This is a genomic window from Subtercola boreus, assembly GCF_003399645.1.
In the GTDB taxonomy this organism is placed as follows: Bacteria; Actinomycetota; Actinomycetes; order Actinomycetales; family Microbacteriaceae; genus Subtercola; species Subtercola boreus_A.
The window spans coordinates 86,937-104,398 of sequence record NZ_NBXD01000007.1 but is presented as its reverse complement, the minus strand read 5'-3'; the positions used below and the strand labels follow the sequence as shown (position 1 = coordinate 104,398).

16 protein-coding genes, 1 tRNA gene and 1 pseudogene are annotated in these 17,462 nt (G+C 67.2%); 6 read left to right on the top strand and 12 right to left on the bottom strand.

From position 1 onward, the window contains the following. The first annotated feature begins 50 nt into the window (after nucleotides 1-50). Nucleotides 51-296, top strand: a complete 246-nt coding sequence (locus tag B7R24_RS02810) for a hypothetical protein (protein ID WP_253259241.1) — start codon at nucleotides 51-53, stop codon at nucleotides 294-296. A 114-nt stretch (nucleotides 297-410) separates the two neighbouring features. Here B7R24_RS02810 and B7R24_RS18365 read toward each other — a convergent pair. From B7R24_RS18365 to B7R24_RS02785, 5 genes and pseudogenes are all read right to left on the bottom strand, one after another. Then, nucleotides 411-830, bottom strand: a pseudogene (locus tag B7R24_RS18365) (Rv3654c family TadE-like protein); the annotation flags it as partial. Then, nucleotides 827-1,180 carry a TadE family type IV pilus minor pilin gene (locus B7R24_RS02800; RefSeq protein ID WP_116417474.1) on the bottom strand — a complete coding sequence of 118 codons (354 nt, stop codon included), beginning with the start codon at nucleotides 1,178-1,180 and terminating at the stop codon, nucleotides 827-829. The pseudogene B7R24_RS18365 and the gene B7R24_RS02800, both read right to left, overlap by 4 nt. 11 nt (nucleotides 1,181-1,191) lie before the next feature. Beyond that, nucleotides 1,192-1,389 (bottom strand): DUF4244 domain-containing protein, encoded by a 198-nt coding sequence (locus B7R24_RS02795; protein ID WP_253259924.1) that lies wholly within the window; start codon nucleotides 1,387-1,389, stop codon nucleotides 1,192-1,194. A 249-nt stretch (nucleotides 1,390-1,638) separates the two neighbouring features. Continuing rightward, nucleotides 1,639-2,658, bottom strand: coding sequence for a type II secretion system F family protein (locus B7R24_RS02790; RefSeq protein ID WP_172582682.1), 1,020 nt, complete (start codon nucleotides 2,656-2,658; stop codon nucleotides 1,639-1,641). Further along, nucleotides 2,651-3,817 carry a TadA family conjugal transfer-associated ATPase gene (locus B7R24_RS02785; RefSeq protein ID WP_437123503.1) on the bottom strand — a complete coding sequence of 389 codons (1,167 nt, stop codon included), beginning with the start codon at nucleotides 3,815-3,817 and terminating at the stop codon, nucleotides 2,651-2,653. Before B7R24_RS02785 ends, B7R24_RS02790 begins: the two co-directional genes overlap by 8 nt. 453 nt (nucleotides 3,818-4,270) lie before the next feature. Between B7R24_RS02785 and acs the strand changes: the two genes are divergently transcribed. Further along, entirely contained in the window at nucleotides 4,271-6,265 is a 1,995-nt protein-coding gene (acs, locus tag B7R24_RS02780) for an acetate--CoA ligase (RefSeq protein ID WP_116417470.1), read from the top strand. A gap of 144 nt (nucleotides 6,266-6,409) precedes the next feature. Here acs and B7R24_RS02775 read toward each other — a convergent pair whose 3' ends face one another. Together B7R24_RS02775 and B7R24_RS18500 are read right to left on the bottom strand one after the other, a co-directional pair. Then, entirely contained in the window at nucleotides 6,410-6,880 is a 471-nt protein-coding gene (locus B7R24_RS02775; protein ID WP_116417469.1) for a RidA family protein, read from the bottom strand. After that, nucleotides 6,877-7,182 (bottom strand): hypothetical protein, encoded by a 306-nt coding sequence (locus B7R24_RS18500; protein WP_437123501.1) that lies wholly within the window; start codon nucleotides 7,180-7,182, stop codon nucleotides 6,877-6,879. The genes B7R24_RS02775 and B7R24_RS18500 overlap by 4 nt, the downstream gene beginning before the upstream one ends. 110 nt (nucleotides 7,183-7,292) lie before the next feature. Between B7R24_RS18500 and B7R24_RS02765 the strand changes: the two genes are divergently transcribed. The 3 genes from B7R24_RS02765 to B7R24_RS02755 all read left to right on the top strand — a co-directional run bounded on the left by B7R24_RS02765 (nucleotide 7,293) and on the right by B7R24_RS02755 (nucleotide 10,862). Further along, entirely contained in the window at nucleotides 7,293-9,755 is a 2,463-nt protein-coding gene (locus B7R24_RS02765; protein ID WP_172582681.1) for a transglycosylase domain-containing protein, read from the top strand. A gap of 7 nt (nucleotides 9,756-9,762) precedes the next feature. Then, nucleotides 9,763-10,731, top strand: coding sequence for a metallophosphoesterase (locus B7R24_RS02760; RefSeq protein WP_116417467.1), 969 nt, complete (start codon nucleotides 9,763-9,765; stop codon nucleotides 10,729-10,731). Nucleotides 10,732-10,788: 57 nt separating this feature from the next. Next, nucleotides 10,789-10,862, top strand: a tRNA-Pro gene (locus B7R24_RS02755). 128 nt (nucleotides 10,863-10,990) lie between these two features. Here the strand turns inward: B7R24_RS02755 and B7R24_RS02750 are convergent. The 5 genes from B7R24_RS02750 to B7R24_RS02730 form a co-directional block, all read right to left on the bottom strand. Then, a complete protein-coding gene (locus tag B7R24_RS02750; RefSeq protein ID WP_116417466.1) occupies nucleotides 10,991-11,608 on the bottom strand; it encodes a thymidine kinase in 618 nt (205 codons plus the stop codon). Nucleotides 11,609-11,630: 22 nt separating this feature from the next. Continuing rightward, on the bottom strand, nucleotides 11,631-12,764 hold the full coding sequence (locus B7R24_RS02745) for an Rv2578c family radical SAM protein (RefSeq protein ID WP_116417465.1): 1,134 nt from the start codon (nucleotides 12,762-12,764) through the stop codon (nucleotides 11,631-11,633). A gap of 160 nt (nucleotides 12,765-12,924) precedes the next feature. Further along, nucleotides 12,925-13,641 carry a copper resistance CopC family protein gene (locus B7R24_RS02740; protein WP_116417464.1) on the bottom strand — a complete coding sequence of 239 codons (717 nt, stop codon included), beginning with the start codon at nucleotides 13,639-13,641 and terminating at the stop codon, nucleotides 12,925-12,927. Beyond that, nucleotides 13,638-14,426: a YcnI family copper-binding membrane protein gene (locus B7R24_RS02735; RefSeq protein WP_116417463.1), complete on the bottom strand. Its 789-nt coding sequence runs from the start codon at nucleotides 14,424-14,426 to the stop codon at nucleotides 13,638-13,640. The genes B7R24_RS02740 and B7R24_RS02735 overlap by 4 nt, the downstream gene beginning before the upstream one ends. A gap of 56 nt (nucleotides 14,427-14,482) precedes the next feature. Continuing rightward, a complete protein-coding gene (locus B7R24_RS02730) occupies nucleotides 14,483-15,097 on the bottom strand; it encodes a hypothetical protein (RefSeq protein WP_116417462.1) in 615 nt (204 codons plus the stop codon). A gap of 255 nt (nucleotides 15,098-15,352) precedes the next feature. Here B7R24_RS02730 and B7R24_RS02725 point away from each other — a divergent pair, with 255 nt between their 5' ends. Continuing rightward, nucleotides 15,353-17,458, top strand: a complete 2,106-nt coding sequence (locus tag B7R24_RS02725) for a hypothetical protein (RefSeq protein ID WP_116417461.1) — start codon at nucleotides 15,353-15,355, stop codon at nucleotides 17,456-17,458. The last annotated feature ends 4 nt before the right edge of the window (nucleotides 17,459-17,462 follow it).

Sequence of the window (17,462 nt, the reverse complement as noted above, 5' to 3'; positions counted from 1 at the left end):
AATCGCGAGGATGATGGTGGACGAAACTCAATGGAGAGGAGTAGACCACCATGTCTATGACCCGATTCGGAACGTATACGGCGAAGCTCGTCGACGGACCACTCGAAGGCAAGACCATCAGCACCGGGTTCAGCGACGGGGGTGAGCCGCAGCCGCGGATGAGCATCCCCACCGACTCGCCGACGAAGCACTACCTCTATATCAGGGGAAGCGGCATCGAGTTCGCGGAGGGCTCGGGCGCGACGGATCGCCCGAGTGCGATCGAGTACCGCTTCGTGCAGGCGGTGTTCGAGTAACTCTCCGACGCTGTGCCGAGGGGCCGGGTTCGCAGCTGCGGGCTCGGCCCCTGGCGCGAGGGTGTGCCGCATGGTGCCCGACGGGGGCGGGCCCGACGCGGGCGGGCCCGCCCGCGCCCCGATCGACAGCGAAAGGCCCGCGATAGTGCGGCTGACGCTGACCTCCGCTGTCGACTCCGAGAGGGAGCACCGGTCGAGATGATCTCCGGCCAGTTCGGCCGCTCGCGCTGCCGCCTCACAGGGGGAACCCGCAACCAGGCCTGACGCCACGTCGGCCGCGGCCAGCGCTGCCGCATCGGCGGCCGCAGCGAGCGCGCGTTTCTCGCCGAGCGCCACCGTCAGGGTGAGCACGACAGCGGTGAACATCAGCACTGCCGCGACCAGCGCGAGCGCCAGCACCGACCCCGAGCCGCGGTCGTCACCGAACGCCCGCCGCAGGCCACGTGCAGCGGCCCCGGCGCCAGAACCGCCACTGCGGCCGGCCACATGACCCACGGTTCCCTCGCCGCGCCCACGCGCACGCAGGCCGGTCATGGGCCGTCACCGAGAGCGCACGAGCGAGCAGTCGCCTCCAGCCCGGCCAGACCGAGACTCCCGAAGGACATCGGCGCCGACACCGTGGCGCACACGAAGTCACCCTCGTGGGTGCTTGAGAGCGAGTGGGCGCCGACGAGCAGGTTCACCGCCCCGTCTGCGTCGGAGTCGCCCCGCGCCAGGGTTCGCGCCGCAACGGCGGCTGCGTCGACCACCCGAACCTGAAGGGTCGATGCCTGCAGCGCTGCGAGGGCGAGCACCAGCACGATCATCACTGCCGGAAGACCGGCGGCGAACTCCGCCGTGATGCTCCCCCGGTCATCCTGCACCGCTCGACGAACCCCCACCATGAACTTCACGATCAGCCCGCAACAGTAAGGGCCCGGTGTATGAGGTCGGTGAGCATCGACCTCACCTCATCACCGCGCAGGATGACGACCAGAAGCCCCGCAAAGCCGACGGCGGCCATCGTGGCGATCGCGTACTCAGCCGTCGCCGATCCGGTGTCGTCGGCCAGCACCCCGACCCATGCGGACCGTCGGCGGCCCGCACCGCGCACCGTGGGTCTCAGCCCTGTTGGGTGCTGAACCATCGATCGCGGCGCACCCCCTTGCCTGCATCCGGCGGAGCGGGATTCCACCGACGGATCGGCATGATTTCGGATCGGGGCGGGTATGCGCATGAGGTTCTTTCTGTGGTGGGTTGTGGATCGAGCGGGACGGGCCCTCGCGCTCCGGTGGGCCTACCGACAATGCTGTGCCGCTGCGCCGCACGTTCCGCTGCAGAACGTGCGATCTGTGTACAACGGTCACCAGGAGCCGAATGTGGAGGAGATGACAGAAAGGAGGAGAGGGGCGACTCCGAGCACCATGAAGGCCGGGAGTACGCAGAGCCCCAGGGGGAGCATGAGCTTCACCGAGAGGGCCGCTGACACCTTCTGGCTCACTGCGAAGGCTTCACGTCGTGCCTGGTGGCCCTCGCTGCGGAGCAGTTCTGCGGCGGGTACACCGGCGCGAGTGGCGAGGTCGACGACGGAACTGGCCAGCTGCAGACCGCGCGGCTCGAGGAGGTCATAGGTCTCGAGCGCGGTCTGGGTGAGGCGGCGGGCACGGGCGACGGATGCTCCGCCCTCCATGGCCACCGCCATCAGCTCGAGTGACAGGCCGGTGACCGTGGCCTTCGGAGTCGCTGAGCGTACGAGGCGCCCGTTCCAGATTCGCGAGAGCAGGAGTAGGCCGGCCCCCGCCAGAAGACAGATGATGCCCGGGGGCGTTGCCGTCAGGGTGTGGAGGGTATCGAAGCCCAGGATGGCGCCGAAGCCGAGCGCGGCGAGGGGAAGCACGGTCATCAATCGGGCTGTGGCGACGGGCGCGGCGAGCGCGACAGCGATTGCGCGCTGATTGTCACCGATCTCGCGCAGTGCCGTCGCCACCTCGCGGAGGCAGAGGGCGATGGGGGCTCCGGATTCGGACGCCACCGCCCAGACGGCCGCGACCGACCGCCAGGCGCGGGCAGACCGTGCGTCTGAGGCGCGGCAGGCCGCATCGATCGCCTGGTCGCTCGAGACACCGAGGTTCACCGCCCGGGCGATCAGGCGAACCACCTCTCGGTGCCGTGCGCCCGGGTCGCGTCGCGGCGGGGCGACCCGCCGTCGGCGTGCCGTGGTTTCCGTGGCGGCTCCTGGTGGCCCGGTACCACCGTCTGCGGGTTCAGCCAGGTAGACCCAGGCGTTCTGTGGGACGACTCCTGCCTCGAGGAGCACTGCCAGGCGCTGGATGGTCCCGGCGATGGCGTCGATCTGGGCTGTGGAGGTCGCTGCGCTAGGCATGCTTGCCCGCCGCCACACCGGTCGCGCGCGCCGCAGGTGGGTTGGCCGCCGCATCGCGCGTCGCGAGCAGACCGGTTGCGTGCTCGCGCACCTCGAGCCGGCCGCGGCCGTCGAGCGCGAAGACGCCGAGGCCGGCGAGGCGGCGGTAGGGGCCGCGGCGCTCGATGTGCACGATGAGGTTGATCGCACTGACAGTCTGACGCGCGATGGCCTCGGGGCCCAGACCGGCCAGGGTTCCGAGCGCTTCCAGGCGGGCGGGTACGTCGGCGAGGGAGTTGGCGTGCAAGGTGCCGGCGCCGCCATCGTGGCCGGTGTTGAGGGCTGACAGGAGCTCGCGAATCTCCGCGCCGCGGCACTCGCCGAGCACGAGCCTGTCGGGGCGCATCCGGAGAGCTTCGCGAAGGAGGCGTTCGAGAGAGATGCCACCGGCGCCCTCGAGGTTGGGTTGCCGTGCCTCGAGTGAGACGAAGTGCGGATGCTCGACCCGGAGCTCGGCGACGTCTTCGATCGCGACGATCCGTTCGTCGGCCGGGGCGGAGGAGAGGAGGGCCGAGAGGAAGGTGGTCTTGCCCGAACCGCCGGCGCCGGTCACCAGGACATTCGAGCGTTCACAGACTGCGGTCTCGATGACGGAGCGGTACGCGGTCTCGGAACCGTCGGACTCAGCGAAGAACCCACCGCGGTCGAGATCGTCGAATTTCAGGAAGCCCATTCGGGGCAGGCGAACCGACACCAGCGTGCCGTGCGGCGAGACGGGCGGCAGAACGGCGTGCAGGCGGATTCCGTCGCCTATCCGTACGTCGACGCACGGCGTGGCCTCGTCGATGTGACGCCCGCCGAGCGCGATGAGTCGCACGGCCAATTCGCGCAGATGGCTCTCGCTGGGGCACGACCAGTCGGGCACGTGCGCCAACCCGCTCCCGCGGTCGACCCAGAGGTCGTTCGGACCGTTGATGAAGATGTCGGTGACGCCGGGCTCGACGACGAACCGTTCGAGCGGGCCGAAGCCTGTCGCGTCACGCGCCCCGACGGCGGCCGGCGGCGGTAGGGCCGGAGCACACGCAGAAGCCGGCGCGGGAGCAGGTGTCGGTGCGGCCACCGCAAGGGTGAACGGAGAAGGGCTCGCACCGCGCCTCGCCGCCACATACCGTCCGTCGATCACTGTCATGCGGCGAGCCTAGAAAGTGCGTCGGCGCAAGCATCGACCGGGACAACGATCTGTGGACAACACGATCACCCCGGCGCCTGTGGAGGAGCGACCACGCACCACCAGACCGCACACCACCAGACCGCGCACCACTCGACCGCCCACCAGCCGACCGAAAAGCCCACCGGGCAAGCGGCCACTCGAGCATCTGAGCCGTTAAATGAAGGGGGCGGCACCTATTGGGGGAAAAGGTGCCGCCGTAGCAGCGCATGATTGGGGGGAATCATGATTGCGCTGCATCCAAGCCAAAATCGACTTGGTAGTGAAGAGTTTACCTACCAGAAACATGGACGCAAACCGATACAGAATATTCCCAGCATCGGTTACACTGCGTGCCGTTCATCCGACAGAATCGAGGGGGCCTCGGCCCGAACGTCGGCGGATCGCCTGGAGCAAAGGAGCACCATGAACAACAGCATCGACAACCTCCTGCACGAGACCAGGCGTTTCGAGCCGAGTGCGGAGTTCCGCGCTACCGCGGTGGCCTCCGCAGACCTCTACGCCCGGGCATCCGAAGACCGGCCGGCCTTCTGGGGCGAGCAGTCGGCCGAGCTGCTGCACTGGCACAAGCCCTTCACCAAGACGCTCGACTGGAGCCGTGCCCCGTTCGCGACCTGGTTCGAAGACGGCGAACTGAATGTGGCTTACAACTGCCTCGATCGTCATGTCGAAGCGGGCAACGGTGACCGCATTGCTCTCAATTGGGAGGGTGAACCCGGCGACAGCCGCACGTTCACGTACGCCGAGCTGACGGCGGAGGTCAAGCGGGCCGCGAACGTGCTGATCGGCCTCGGCATCGGCGAGGGCGACCGCGTGGCCATCTACCTCCCCATGATTCCCGAGGCGGTCATCTCGATGCTCGCCGTCGCACGAATCGGTGCCGTGCATTCCGTCGTCTTCGGCGGCTTCAGTGCCGACAGTCTCCGCGCTCGCATCGACGATGCCCAGGCGCGGCTGGTGATCACGGCCGACGGCGGTTGGCGTAGAGGAAAGGTCTCGGCCCTCAAGCCGGCCGTGGATGCTGCGCTCGCCATCGGCGCAACCCTGAACGAGCACGGCGAGCCGGGCCCCACCACCTCGAGCGTCGAGAGCGTTCTCGTCGTCAGGCGCGGGGAGAACGAGGTCGACTGGTTTCCCGAGCGCGACCTCTGGTGGCACGACGAGATGGCAGCGGCGGGCGAGCACCACGAAGCGCAGCCCTTCCCGGCCGAAAGCCCCCTGTTCATCCTGTACACGAGCGGAACGACAGGCAAACCGAAGGGAATCCTGCACACCAGCGGCGGGTACCTCACGCAGGCCGCCTTCACGCACAAGAACGTGTTCGACCTGAAGCCTGAGACCGACGTGTACTGGTCGACGGCCGATGTCGGCTGGATCACCGGCCACACCTACGTCGTCTACGGCCCGCTCGCGAACGGTGCCACCCAGGTCATCTACGAAGGCACGCCCGATGCACCGCACCCCGGCAGGTGGTGGGAGATCATCCAGAAGTACCGGGTGAGCATCCTGTATGCCGCACCCACTGCCATCCGTACATTCATGAAGCTCGGGCGGCAGATTCCTGACGCTTACGATCTTTCGAGCCTGCGCCTGCTCGGTTCGGTCGGCGAGCCGATCAATCCGGAGGCCTGGATCTGGTACCGCGACGTGATCGGCGCCGGAACGACGCCGATCGTCGACACGTGGTGGCAGACCGAGACCGGCGCCATGATGATCTCGGCGCTGCCGGGGGTCACGACGCTGAAGCCCGGCTCGGCGCAGGTTCCGCTTCCCGGTCTGAAGATCGAGGTTCTGGATGATGCGGGCACCCCTGTGGGCAAGAACGCCGGTGGGCTGCTGGTCGTGTCGGAGCCGTGGCCCGCAATGCTGCGCGGAATCTGGGGGGACCCCGACCGTTACGTCGAGACCTACTGGAGCACCTTTCCGGGCAAGTACTTCGCCGGCGATGGAGCCCGACTCGACCGGGACGGTGACATCTGGTTGCTCGGGCGTGTGGACGATGTGATGAACGTGTCGGGGCACCGCCTTTCGACGGCCGAGATCGAGTCGTCGCTGGTGTCGCATCCGCGGGTCGCCGAGGCGGCCGTGGTCGGCGCCGCCGACGAGACCACCGGTCAGGCTGTCGTCGCGTTCGTCATCGTGCGCGTCGAGCAGGCGGGCGACCTCCGGCAGGAGGCGGATGCCCTCGCGGCTGAACTGCGCACGCACGTTGCCGGCCAGATCGGAGCGATCGCGCGGCCGAAGCAGGTGTTCATCGTGGCCGAGCTGCCGAAGACCCGCTCGGGCAAGATCATGCGGCGACTGCTCCGCGACCTGGCCGAGGGCCGCGAGATCGGCGATACCACGACGCTCGCCGACACTCAGGTGATGAGCATCATCAGCACGAACATCAAGGCCTGAGCCGCAATGGGTGGCGGCCCTGATTCGGGCACAGGCCGCTGGGCGGACGCCGTACGGAGGATGGGGGCGGGCGCTGGGTCTGCAGGAACCTCGGCTCCACCCCCGATCCTTTATGACGAACGGTTGGCGGCGGCTCCGGGTCCGCTAGACGAACGAGACGATGAGCTCCACCTCGACGGGCGAGTCGAGCGGCAGAACGGCGACGCCCACGGCCGAGCGGGCGTGCAGACCGGCGTCACCGAACACCTCGCCGAACAGCTCGGAGGCCCCGTTGATCACACCGGGCTGGCCGGTGAACGCGGGGTCGGATGCCACGAACCCGACGACCTTGACGACCTGCGTCACGCGATCGAGGCTTCCGAGCACGCTCTGCACGGCAGCCAGCGCGTTGATGGCCGCCAGCCGCGCAAAGGCCTTCGCATCGACGGGAGAAACCAGCGACGGCCCGTCGCCGACCTTGCCGGTCTGGCCGAGCTTCCCGTCGACGAAGGGCAGCTGACCGGCGGTGAACACGAGGTCACCGTGGATGATCGCCGGAACATAGGCGCCGGCAGGAGGCGAGACCGCCGGAACCTCGATGCCGAGAGCTGCAAGCCGTTCGGCTACCGCGCTCATCGAGCATCCCCGGCAGCACCGGTCACCGTATCGGTCCCGTCCTGCCCGGGCTCGGCCCTGACCCCCGTGCCGTCGGGCCCCGCCGCCGCCCCGTCGTTCCACGAACCGGCCGCGGCCGCGGCCGAAGCTGCAGCGGCAGCCGGCTCGGAGCCCTGCAGCGGACGCTTCAGATAGGCGACGATGCCGCCCTGCTCGTTCGTGACGATCTGCACCAGCTCCCACCCATCGGAGCCCCAATTGTTGAGAATTGCGGCCGTGTTGTGGATCATCAGCGGCGTGGTCACGTACTCCCATGAGGTCACGGGGTTCTCCTTAGGCTCGTTTTTCAGGTTTGTGACTTAGGCTCGTGAGCATGTCTGCCCCAAAACGTAAGGTTAGCGGCGCGGTCGGAGCCATCCTTGGCCTTGTGGGCATGAGCGCAATTGCAGGCGTCTTGGTCACAGCCATGGTCACTCCGGCTCTCGCGGTGACCGGTCTCGCTGCCAACAATTCTATCGGCGTGTTCGAGAACCTCCCCAGTTACATCAAGCCCGACGCTCTCTCACAGACGTCGAGTGTCTACGCCAAGAACCCCGACGGTTCCGACGTTCTGCTCGCCTCGTTCTACGAGCAGAACCGCCAGACCGTGGGCTGGGATGCGATCTCCCAGTACGCGAAAGACGCTCTGGTCTCGACCGAAGACCCGCGGTTCTACGTTCACGGCGGCGTCGATGTGCAGTCGACCTTCCGCGCGCTCGTCGGCAACGTCGTGTCGGGCGGCATCAGCTCCGGTGCGTCCACCATCTCGCAGCAGTACGTGAAGAACATCCTCGTGCAGCGCGCCGAAGCGATCACCGACCCCACCCAGGAGGCAGCGGCATACGCCGAGGCCACCGCGCAGACCACCGACCGCAAGCTCAAGGAGGCCAAGCTCGCCATCGGTCTCGAGAAGGAATACACCAAGGACGACATTCTTCTCGGCTACATGAATATCGCCCTGTTCGGCGGTCGTGTCTATGGCATTCAGGCCGCATCCGAGTACTACTTCGGTGTGGCCGCGAAAGACCTGACCCTGCCCCAGGCCGCGAGCCTCATCGCGATCGTGAACGAGCCTGAGGCGCTGCGCATCGACATCGATGCCGAGCACACCGCGGCGAACAAGGCCCGGCGCGACAAAGACGTTCTCGCCTCCATGCTCAAAGAGCACACGATCACCCAGCAGCAGTTCACCGACGCCGTCGCCACCGAGGTGACGCCGAAGATCACGGAGCCGTCGACCGGCTGCCAGACCGCCGTCTACGGCGCGGGTTTCTTCTGCGACTACGTCAAGCGCATCATCGAACAGGATCCGACGTTCGGTGCGAGTGATGAAGAGCGCCAGCACAACCTCAACACCGGCGGCTACAAGATCTACACCACACTCGACATGCAGTTGCAGGCGAAAGCCTTCGATGTCGTGAACAACTATGTGCCGTACTCGAGCGACAAACTCGACATAGGTGGAACGTTCACCACCGTGCAGCCCGGCACCGGCAAGGTGCTCGCGATGGCGCAAAACAAGACGTACAGCGAAGACCCGGAATCCGACCCGGCGACGTCTACAGCTATCAACTACAACACTGATTTCGCCTTCGGCGGCTCCACTGGTTTCCAACCGGGTTCGTCGTTCAAGCTCTTCACGTTGATCAATTGGCTGCAGACCGGTCACTCGCTCGGCGACATCGTGAACGGCGCAAACAACCAGCACTTCACCGCGTCGAACTTCACGAACAGTTGCGGTGGCACAGTTGGTGAGGCAGGGTATACGGCGGGTAACGACGCCGGAGAAACGGGAGCACGAGCTTCAGTTCTCACCCAGTTCGAAGAGTCGGTGAACAACGCGTTCATTTCGATGGCCTCGAAGCTCGATCTCTGCGACATCACCAACGTCGCCAAGTCGCTGGGCGTGCATCGCGCCGATGACACTCCCCTCGTGAACGGCCCCTACGGAATTGTGCTCGGCGGTAACGAGGTCGCCCCACTCACGATGGCCGCAGCCTACGCTGGCGTGGCCAACAAGGGCATGTACTGCTCGCCGGTAGCCATCACGAACATCACCGACGCGAATGGTGCTGACGTTCCCGCTCCGCAGACCACCTGCACGCAGGCCATCGACCCCGCCATCGCTTCGGCAGCGCTGTACGCCATGCAGGGCGTCGTCCAGTCAGGGACTGCAACCCCAGCGAACCCCTACGACGGAACGCCCCACTTCGGCAAGACCGGCACCAGTGAGAACGAGAAGGACGTCTGGCTGATCGGTGGCACGACCAAACTCGTCTCAGCATCCTGGGTCGGCAATGTGGTCGGCGATGTCTCGATCAGAAAGACCTCGGTCGCCGGAGCCGGCAGCGGCAACGTCGGCAGCGGGCTGTCGCGACTGTACATGTGGAAGGACTTCTACAAGCAGGTCGGTGACTCCTACGGTGGAGACGCATTCCCGGCACCGTCGCGCAGTCTGAGCAGCGGGCAGTCGGTGACGGTTCCGGATGTTTCGGGGCTGACCATCAGCCAGGCCTTCAACAAGCTCGAGAATGCCGGCTTCACGGCGAACGATGCGGGCGACGAAGACTCCAGCAAACCGGCCGGACAGGTGTCATCGACCAATCCGGCCGGCGGCTCGAGTGCTACGAAGGGCTCCGAAGTCGACGTCTTCACCAGCAACGGCAAGCTGATCAAGCTGCCGGATGTCACGGGCCGCTCCCCGGGCAGTGCCCTGTCACTGCTCAACGGGTGGAACGTGACGACGACGCTCAGCACCGACGCCGGGTGCAAGAACAACACCGTGCTGAGCCAGGATCCGGCGACGGGCGACTACAACCAGTCGACGACGTCAGTGGCGCTCGTCGTCTGCAAGTAGGGCGCGAGTGAGCACCAGCACGTCACGTGCCGTCTGGACGACCCTCGCGGCCACGGCCGCCGCGGGGGCAGGAGCCCTCGCGTGGGGCACCCTGGTGGAGCGCAAGCTGTTCACGCTGCGGCGGGTGAGCGTGCCCGTGCTTCCCGCCGGGGCCACGCCGATCACCGTGCTGCACCTCTCCGACATGCACCTCGCACCGTTCCAGCACCGCAAACAGCGTTGGGTCAGGGCTCTCGCACGGCTGAAGCCCGATCTCATCGTCGACACCGGCGACAACGTCGGTCACCGGGACGCGTTCGAGTCGCTGGAGCACACGCTCGAGCCCTTCCGCGGCGTTCCGGGTGTCTTCGTGAACGGGTCGAACGACTACTGGGCGCCCTCGTTCCGCAACCCGCTGCGCTACTTCCTCGGGCCGACGAACAACCCTGTCGTCGCCGAGAAACTCGACATCGATCGCGAGCACGCGCTGTTCTCGTCGCTCGGGTGGAAGGACATCGACAACGGCGCGATCACCTTCGAGGTGAACGGTACGCAGATCGAGTTCTTCGGAGTCGACGACCCGCACAGACGCTACGACGAGCTCGAGACCGTTTCGAGCGCACTCGACGAGCTGCGGTCGGAGAGCAGCGACGACACGGTTCCCGGCAGCGGGTCGAACGGACGGCGCACGACGCTTTCGATCGGGGTGGCCCACGCACCGTACCAGCGCATCCTGAACTCGTTCGTGACGAACGGCGCCCAGCTCATCTTCGCGGGGCACACCCACGGCGGGCAGGTCTGCGTGCCGGGATATGGGGCGCTCGTGACGAACTGCGACATTCCCCGCACCCAGGTGAAGGGCCTCAGCACGTGGCGGCGCGGGGCGCGCGTGGCGTTCCTGCACGTTTCGGCGGGGCTCGGCACCTCCATCTATGCCCCTGTGCGGTTCGCCTGCCTACCCGAGGCGACGCTGCTGACACTGGTACCCGCGAGCTGAAAGTCGGCTATTCTGGGTAGGTTGTTCAAGCCGGTTCACGCCGGTGAGAACGAAGATCGGGGTATGGCGCAGCTTGGTAGCGCGCGTCGTTCGGGACGACGAGGTCGCAGGTTCAAATCCTGTTACCCCGACTGTGTTTGCTGAACAGTGAAAAGAAGGTCACCTGCCGGTGGCCTTCTTTTCATTTACGGTTTGTTGAACAGTGAAAAGAAGGTCACCTGCCGGTGGCCTTCTTTTCATGTACGCGGCGAACGAATCGTTAGGCGGTGGCGGCGCTCAGTTGGCCGTCGCTCTCTTCGAGGTAGCAGCGGCCGCAGAGGGCCTCGTAGGTGACCTCGTCGCCGTCGATGGCGACCTGGGCGCCGTCGAAGACGAAGGCGCCGTTGACCTTCCGCGGGTTGAAGATGGCCTTCCGGCCACAGCGGCAGATCGTCTTCAACTCTTCGAGGCTGTGCGCCACCTCGAGCAGCCGGCCGCTGCCCGGGAAGGCCGCGGTGAGAAAGTCGGTGCGGATTCCGTAGGCCAACACGGGCACGTCGTCGATGAGGGCGATGCGCAGCGCGTCGTCGACCTGCCGCGCCGTGAGGAACTGCGCCTCGTCGACGAGAAGACAGCTCACCTCGCCGGCTCCGGATGCTCGCACAGCCTCACGCTCGGCCAGAAAGACGTCGCGCAGGCTCTGGTCGGGGCCCACGAGGAAGTCGACGTCGCGAACGACGCCCAGGCGAGACATGATGGAGCGCTCGCCCTTGGTGTCGGTGGACGGCTTCGCGATCAGCACGTGGTGCCCACGCTCTTCGTAGTTGTAGGCCGCCTGCAGCAGGGCCGTGCTCTTGCCGCTGTTCATCGCGCCGTACCGGAAGTAGAGTTTTGCCACCAGACAACCTTAGGTGCAGCAGTCAGAAGAGCGTCGGCGGCAGAGCGGCGACCGCACCCGCTCGCCCGGTCGCGGGCGCCCGGGCACCTGCGGTTCGCCGGAATGTCGGCGCGCCGGGAGCGGTGAAGGTGCGCTCGTCATCCATCAGCGGCAACAACCCGAGCGCGCTCGACTTCACGCCCCCGGTCGACGGGTCTTCCTCCCCGCGGGTGAGCCCGTGTCGCGCGATGAGCGGACGGATGCGCCTGCCCAGCCAGGCCCGGTACTCCTTGGGCGCGTAGGTCGAGGCACCGAAGTACATCGACCGGTACGACTCCACAAGCTCAGGATGTTCGCGCTCCAGCCACTGCATGAACCAGGGCTTGACGCCCGGCCTCAGGTGCAGAGCCGAGTACAGCACGCTGGTCGCGCCGGACTCCTTTATGAGGGCGAGCGCATCGTCGAGGTGCGTCGTGGTGTCGGTGAGGTGGGGAAGGATCGGCATCATGAAGACGGAGCAGTCGAGCCCCGCATCCCGAACCGCCCGCACCGTCGCCAGCCGTGCCTTCGCGGTGGGCGTACCGTGCTCGACCGATTGCTGCAGGTCGTCGTCGAACACGGCGATCGACATCGCCACGTCGACGCTCACGGTGCGGGCGGCTTCGACGAGCAGCGGAAGGTCGCGGCGTAGCAGGGTGCCCTTGGTGAGGATGGAGAACGGCGTCTTCGAACCGGCGAGCGCCTCGATGATGCCGGGCATGAGCCGGTAGCGCCCCTCAGCCCGCTGGTAGGGGTCGGTGTTCGTGCCGAGGGCCACAGGCATCCGTTGCCAGGAGGGCTTCGCGAGCTCGCGCGTGAGCACCTCGGCGACGTTGACCTTGACGATGATCTGGTTGTCGAAGTCGGCGCCCGAGTCGAGCTCGAGGTAGGTGTGCGTCGGCCGCGCGAAGCAGTACGTGCAGGCGTGGGAACAGCCCCGGTAGGGATTGATCGTGTAGCTGAACGGCATCGTGCTCGCCCCCGGCACATGGTTGATCGCCGACTTCGCCAGAACCTCGTGAAAGGTGATGCCCGCGAATTCGGGAGTCGTGACCGAGCGCACCAGGTTGCTCAGGCGGGCGAGCCCGGGCAGCGCGGAATCGTCTCGGGTGTCGAGTTGCTGACCGTTCCATCGCATGCAGACAGTCGAACATATGTTCGATTGTTCCGCAAGAGCGCGTCGGGTATCCGGCCGAGCAACGGGCCGTTAACGAAACCAAGCGCCCTCTGCGGTGAGGGGTGTCGACCGCAGAAAACGCTTGGCTTCTGGATATGTGGAGCCACGACTTCCATCGCAGTTAGAAGTCGTGTGTGGCTCTACAATCATCATTCGGAACCCCGGGCAAACCGGATTGCCCGGATTCAGATCTTTTTTGCGCAACTTTCCCACCGACTCTGCGCCGGCCTGAAAGCACCAGAACGATGGCCCCCGCAATGACCGCGAGCAGCACGATGCCGCCCGCGACGCCGAGGATGACCCAGCCGGCCGCACCGTCGCCGGCACTCGTTCCGTCGGCCGGAATCACCCCCGGCCCGGTCGCCCCGGCTCGCCCGCAGGCGGGTGCGGTCGCACTTCCGGCCGCCGCGACCGTGCCCGCCGCCGGGGCGTAATGGAACGTCAGCGAACTGCTCACGGGATGCCCGTCAGACGACACGATCTGCCAGCTCACCACGTAGTCTCCCGGCCCGCCGGGAGCGGTCGGCGCGCTCACAGTGTGACTCAGGATGCTCGCACAGCCCGTCTCGAAATGGGTGGTCAAGGCATCCGGCCCTGTCACCTCGACGATCGCCGACGAACTGTCGTGTGAGAGATCGAGCACGAGGTCGTTGAAGGTCAGGCTGACCTCGGAGGGCGCTGACGTGACGGTGGAACCGGCGGCCGGAGAACTCGAGACGAGGTAGTCGTGGGCGCTCGCGGTACTCGCCGGCACCAGCGCGAGCGCCGCTGCCACGATGACGACCGTCGCGGCGCCGATCATCCGCCGCCGCTTCGAGGTACCGAGGAGGCGACTCATGCGCGCCCCTGCCCTGAACGACGGGTCACGGCCACGACCGACACGACGAGGGCGATCGCAGCCAGCACGAGGGCGGCGATCGCGACGATGACAGAAACCGTGCTGCTCGATGAGTCCACCACCGCCGTTCCCTGGGTCACGACCGCTCCGCCAGACGAGTCGGAACCTGCGCCCGGAGAGACGGTCGCAGTGCCCGAAGTGCCCGCAGCGCCCTCCTCGCTGACCGGCGGCGCATCCGTGATGTAGAGCACCGGAGCCGGGTGCTCGGGCTCTGCACCCGAGGCGAGCGGGGCATCCACCCAGTCCACCACCGACCCGTCGGAATAGGTCTGGTGGGTCGGCAGCGCGATGCTCCCGGTGTCGGGAATGGGTCCGGCCGAGATCGAGAACAGCTCGAACTGGCCCGGGGCGATACCGGTCGCCGCGCCCGCGGTGGCCGCATCCGCTGTCCAGATGATCTGTGTGGGAGCCTCGGTGACCGTGCTGTCATCGGTGGTGACGGGGGTTGCGAGGGTACCCTCGACGACCTGCACCGACCAGCCTGCGACCGGTTGGTACGAGACGCTGCCGAAGGGGGTGTCGGTGGGGAGGTCGACCTCGAGCCTGACGGTGCTGGCGGTTGCGCTCTCGGTGGGAACCTTGAACGTGAGGGTGGAGTACGAACCGGGGGCAGCCCGGTCGGGGTCGACATGCACATGGGCGCTGGCGGCCAGGGGGGCTGCGAGGGTGAGGGCGAGGGCGATGCCCGACGATGCGGCGGCGCGCGCGATCGTGCTCTTCTTCATGGGGTGTTCCTTCTCTCGGCCGGGGTGGCCCGGCCGTGCTTCGTGTGTGTGGGGAGTCAGCTCGCGATTCGCACACACACGGGAGGGCCGCGATGACGCAGCCTTCCGAGAAAGATTCCCAGGTCACGAGGGTGATCGGGTTCGAGCGAGAACCGGCTGCGATCGGGCCGCAGTACGGGTCGCGGTTCGACGAACAGAGGCCGCACCAGCCGCGTGAACCGCCGGCCGGCGAGACTCACCAGGCCCCAGAACGCGCCTTCGCCGCGTCGCAGGGCGAGAACCGTCACGACGGCCGCGAGTACGTGGGCGACCCACATCCACGAGCAGAACGTCGCGGCTGCGGCAGCCGTGCCTTCGGAGATCGAGACGAGCATGGAGCCGTGGTGCCCCATCCCGCTCACCGTGAGTGTTGCGTCACCCGCGTTCGCACCCACACTGAACAGCGCATGCAGCACGAGCTGGCTCAGGGCAACAGACGCCGACAACCGGATGATCGAGAGCGACTTTCCCGCAAGCCCGACGCACACCACCGCGGAGAACGCCAGCGCCAGCACGAGACCGACGGTTCCGGGTGCGGTGCCGCCGCCCGCGACGTGGGAGAACGATGCGACGAACACCGCGAAGAGCGCAGCCGCCAGCCCACGGATGACGCGGGCCGGCCTGGTGTTCACGCAGCCAGTCTATTTTGCGCAGAAGCACGCACACGCTGCCCGGTGGGTGCTTTTGCGCAAGACGCGCGGGGGCCGGGGCTGCACCGAGGGCGACTGACCCGCGAACGGGGCACAGCGGGCTGAGATTTCCCCTAGGATCGCACTGACGGCGGTGGCAACATCTACACCCCGCCCGCCCGTCGACGCAATCACCCTCGTAATGCAGTGAACTTGTCAGCGTGGCGCCCCCGTGGCGCCTTTTCTATCGGATGGTCAATGAGCGTCTTCTCTCCCTGGACTCTGCGAGCACTCACCCTGACGGGGGCCGTAGCCGTGCTGATGTCAGCACCCCTGGCGGCGAGCGCGGCGCAGACCACCCACGCAGTGACCACGCAGGCGCAGCAGGCCCGGCAGGTCACCGATGCACCCGGTACCCTCTCGGCGCCGGCGATCGACACGATCACCGATGACTCGGCTCCCGTGTTCGTCACGGTGAACATCCCCGCGGGCCTCTCCCCCGCGAGCGCCTCCGCGACACTCGCCCCGCAGACTCCGAGTTCGACGGGCATACCCGGTTCAGTGCAGGTCAGCGTCAAGGGCGAGGTGCGCCAGAGCATCGACCCGACCGCGCCAGCCGCGGTGAGCATCCCGCTCTCGGCCTCCGACGTCGTCGACGGCCAGGTCGCCATTGGGTTCACGTACCTCCCCGCTACCCCGACCTCGTCGTCGACCGGCAACGCTGCCTGCCTGCTACCGTCGGGTGCCACCGTCTCCCTCAGCGCCGTGACCGTGGCCGTGACGGGTGAGGCCACCGCTCCGACGACCGTAGGCGATTTCTTCTCCCCCGCCCTGAATGCCGTCTCCGTGGTGGTTCCGGATGCTCCTACAGCCGCCCTCAAACAGGCCGGCCTTGCCGCTGTGGGGTCGCTGGCGCACGCCTTCCCCTCGAGCGTCGCGATCACTCTCAGCACGGCCGGCGACACCGGGAGCGCAACACGTGTCGAGCCCGAACGCGGGCGCGTCGTGGCCATCGTCGCATCCGGAGACACCGTCACGACCCAGCTCTCCACCGGAGCCGCGGGCGTACCCACGCTCACCATCTCGGGCCCGGAGGCCGAGCTCGCCGCAGCGGGAGCCGCGCTCGGCAGCGACTACCTCGCGCTGGCAGATGCCGGCGACGTTTCGGGGCTGACCCAGACCGGCCAGGTGCCGGCGAACCTCGTGCAGTCCCTGCAGAGCCTCGGGGCCGGCAACGAACTCTCGCTGTCCGGCTACGGGCAGACCGGTTCTGTGGTGAACGTCGACCAGTCCGCGTTCGGCGGGCCGGTCAGCGAGGCGAGCGTGCACCTCCTCGGCATGCACTCCGACATTCCCGACACCGTCACCGCGACTATGAACGTGTACTGGAACAGCTACCTCATTGGGTCGAGCGTTCTCGGCCACACACCCGCGTTCGACGTGACGCTGCCGGTCGCGGCCACCCGGCTGACGGCATCCAATGCCCTGCGCGTCTCGCTCAGCGCCGAATCGGTCACGGGCGAGTGCTCGTCGACACTGCGGTCGATTCCGATCGAGCTGTTCGTCGACAACAAGGCCTCCACCGTCACCGCGACGCGGGGGCAGAGCCTCGACGCCGGGTTCCAGCGCTTTCCCCAGGCGCTCGGCGGCACGCTTCCCGTCGCGTTCGGCGCCGGGCTGGCGGACTCGGCAGCAGTGGCGGCGGCCGGTGACCTCGTCGCCTCTCTGCAGCGCAACTCGAGCATCCAGCTCGCTGTGACGGTCATGTCGGCCGCAGACTTCGCCGGCTCGTCCCAGCCCGGGCTCATCGTCGGGGCCACAACAGACGACTCGTCGTCGCTGAAGGCGCCCCTGCGGCTCGACTCGTTCAAAGCGATCGACTCGTCTGCGGTGAGCTTCGGCGTCGGGTCGACCTCTCCCTTTGCCGCCCTGGAGTCGTTCGAGTCCAGCGGCCGCAACATCGTGATGCTCGGCGGCTGGGCCCCCGACGGGTCGACCAGCAGTGCGACAGAGCAGCTGCAGCGACAGGCCGCCGACTATGCGGTCAGCAACCCGGGCGCCTGGTTCGGCCTGTCGGGCGACGTCATCATCGCCCAGCCGGGACTCGCCGACCCGGTTGCCCTGTCGAGCAACGCCATCGTGCCGCAGGCGGCGGTGACGAGCGAGTACAACCGTTACGCGATCTGGGCGGTCGTCATCATCGTCGTTCTCGTGTTCGCCGCAGCGATCGGCGAGTTCACGCGTCGCCGACGCCGCGCGAAACTCAAGAAGTATGTGGATGCCCAGCTCGTAGCCGACAGGGAACGAACGGATGCCGCGGCCGCACCTGCCGCGATCGCGAACCCCGACCGGCTCCCGGAGTAGCGGC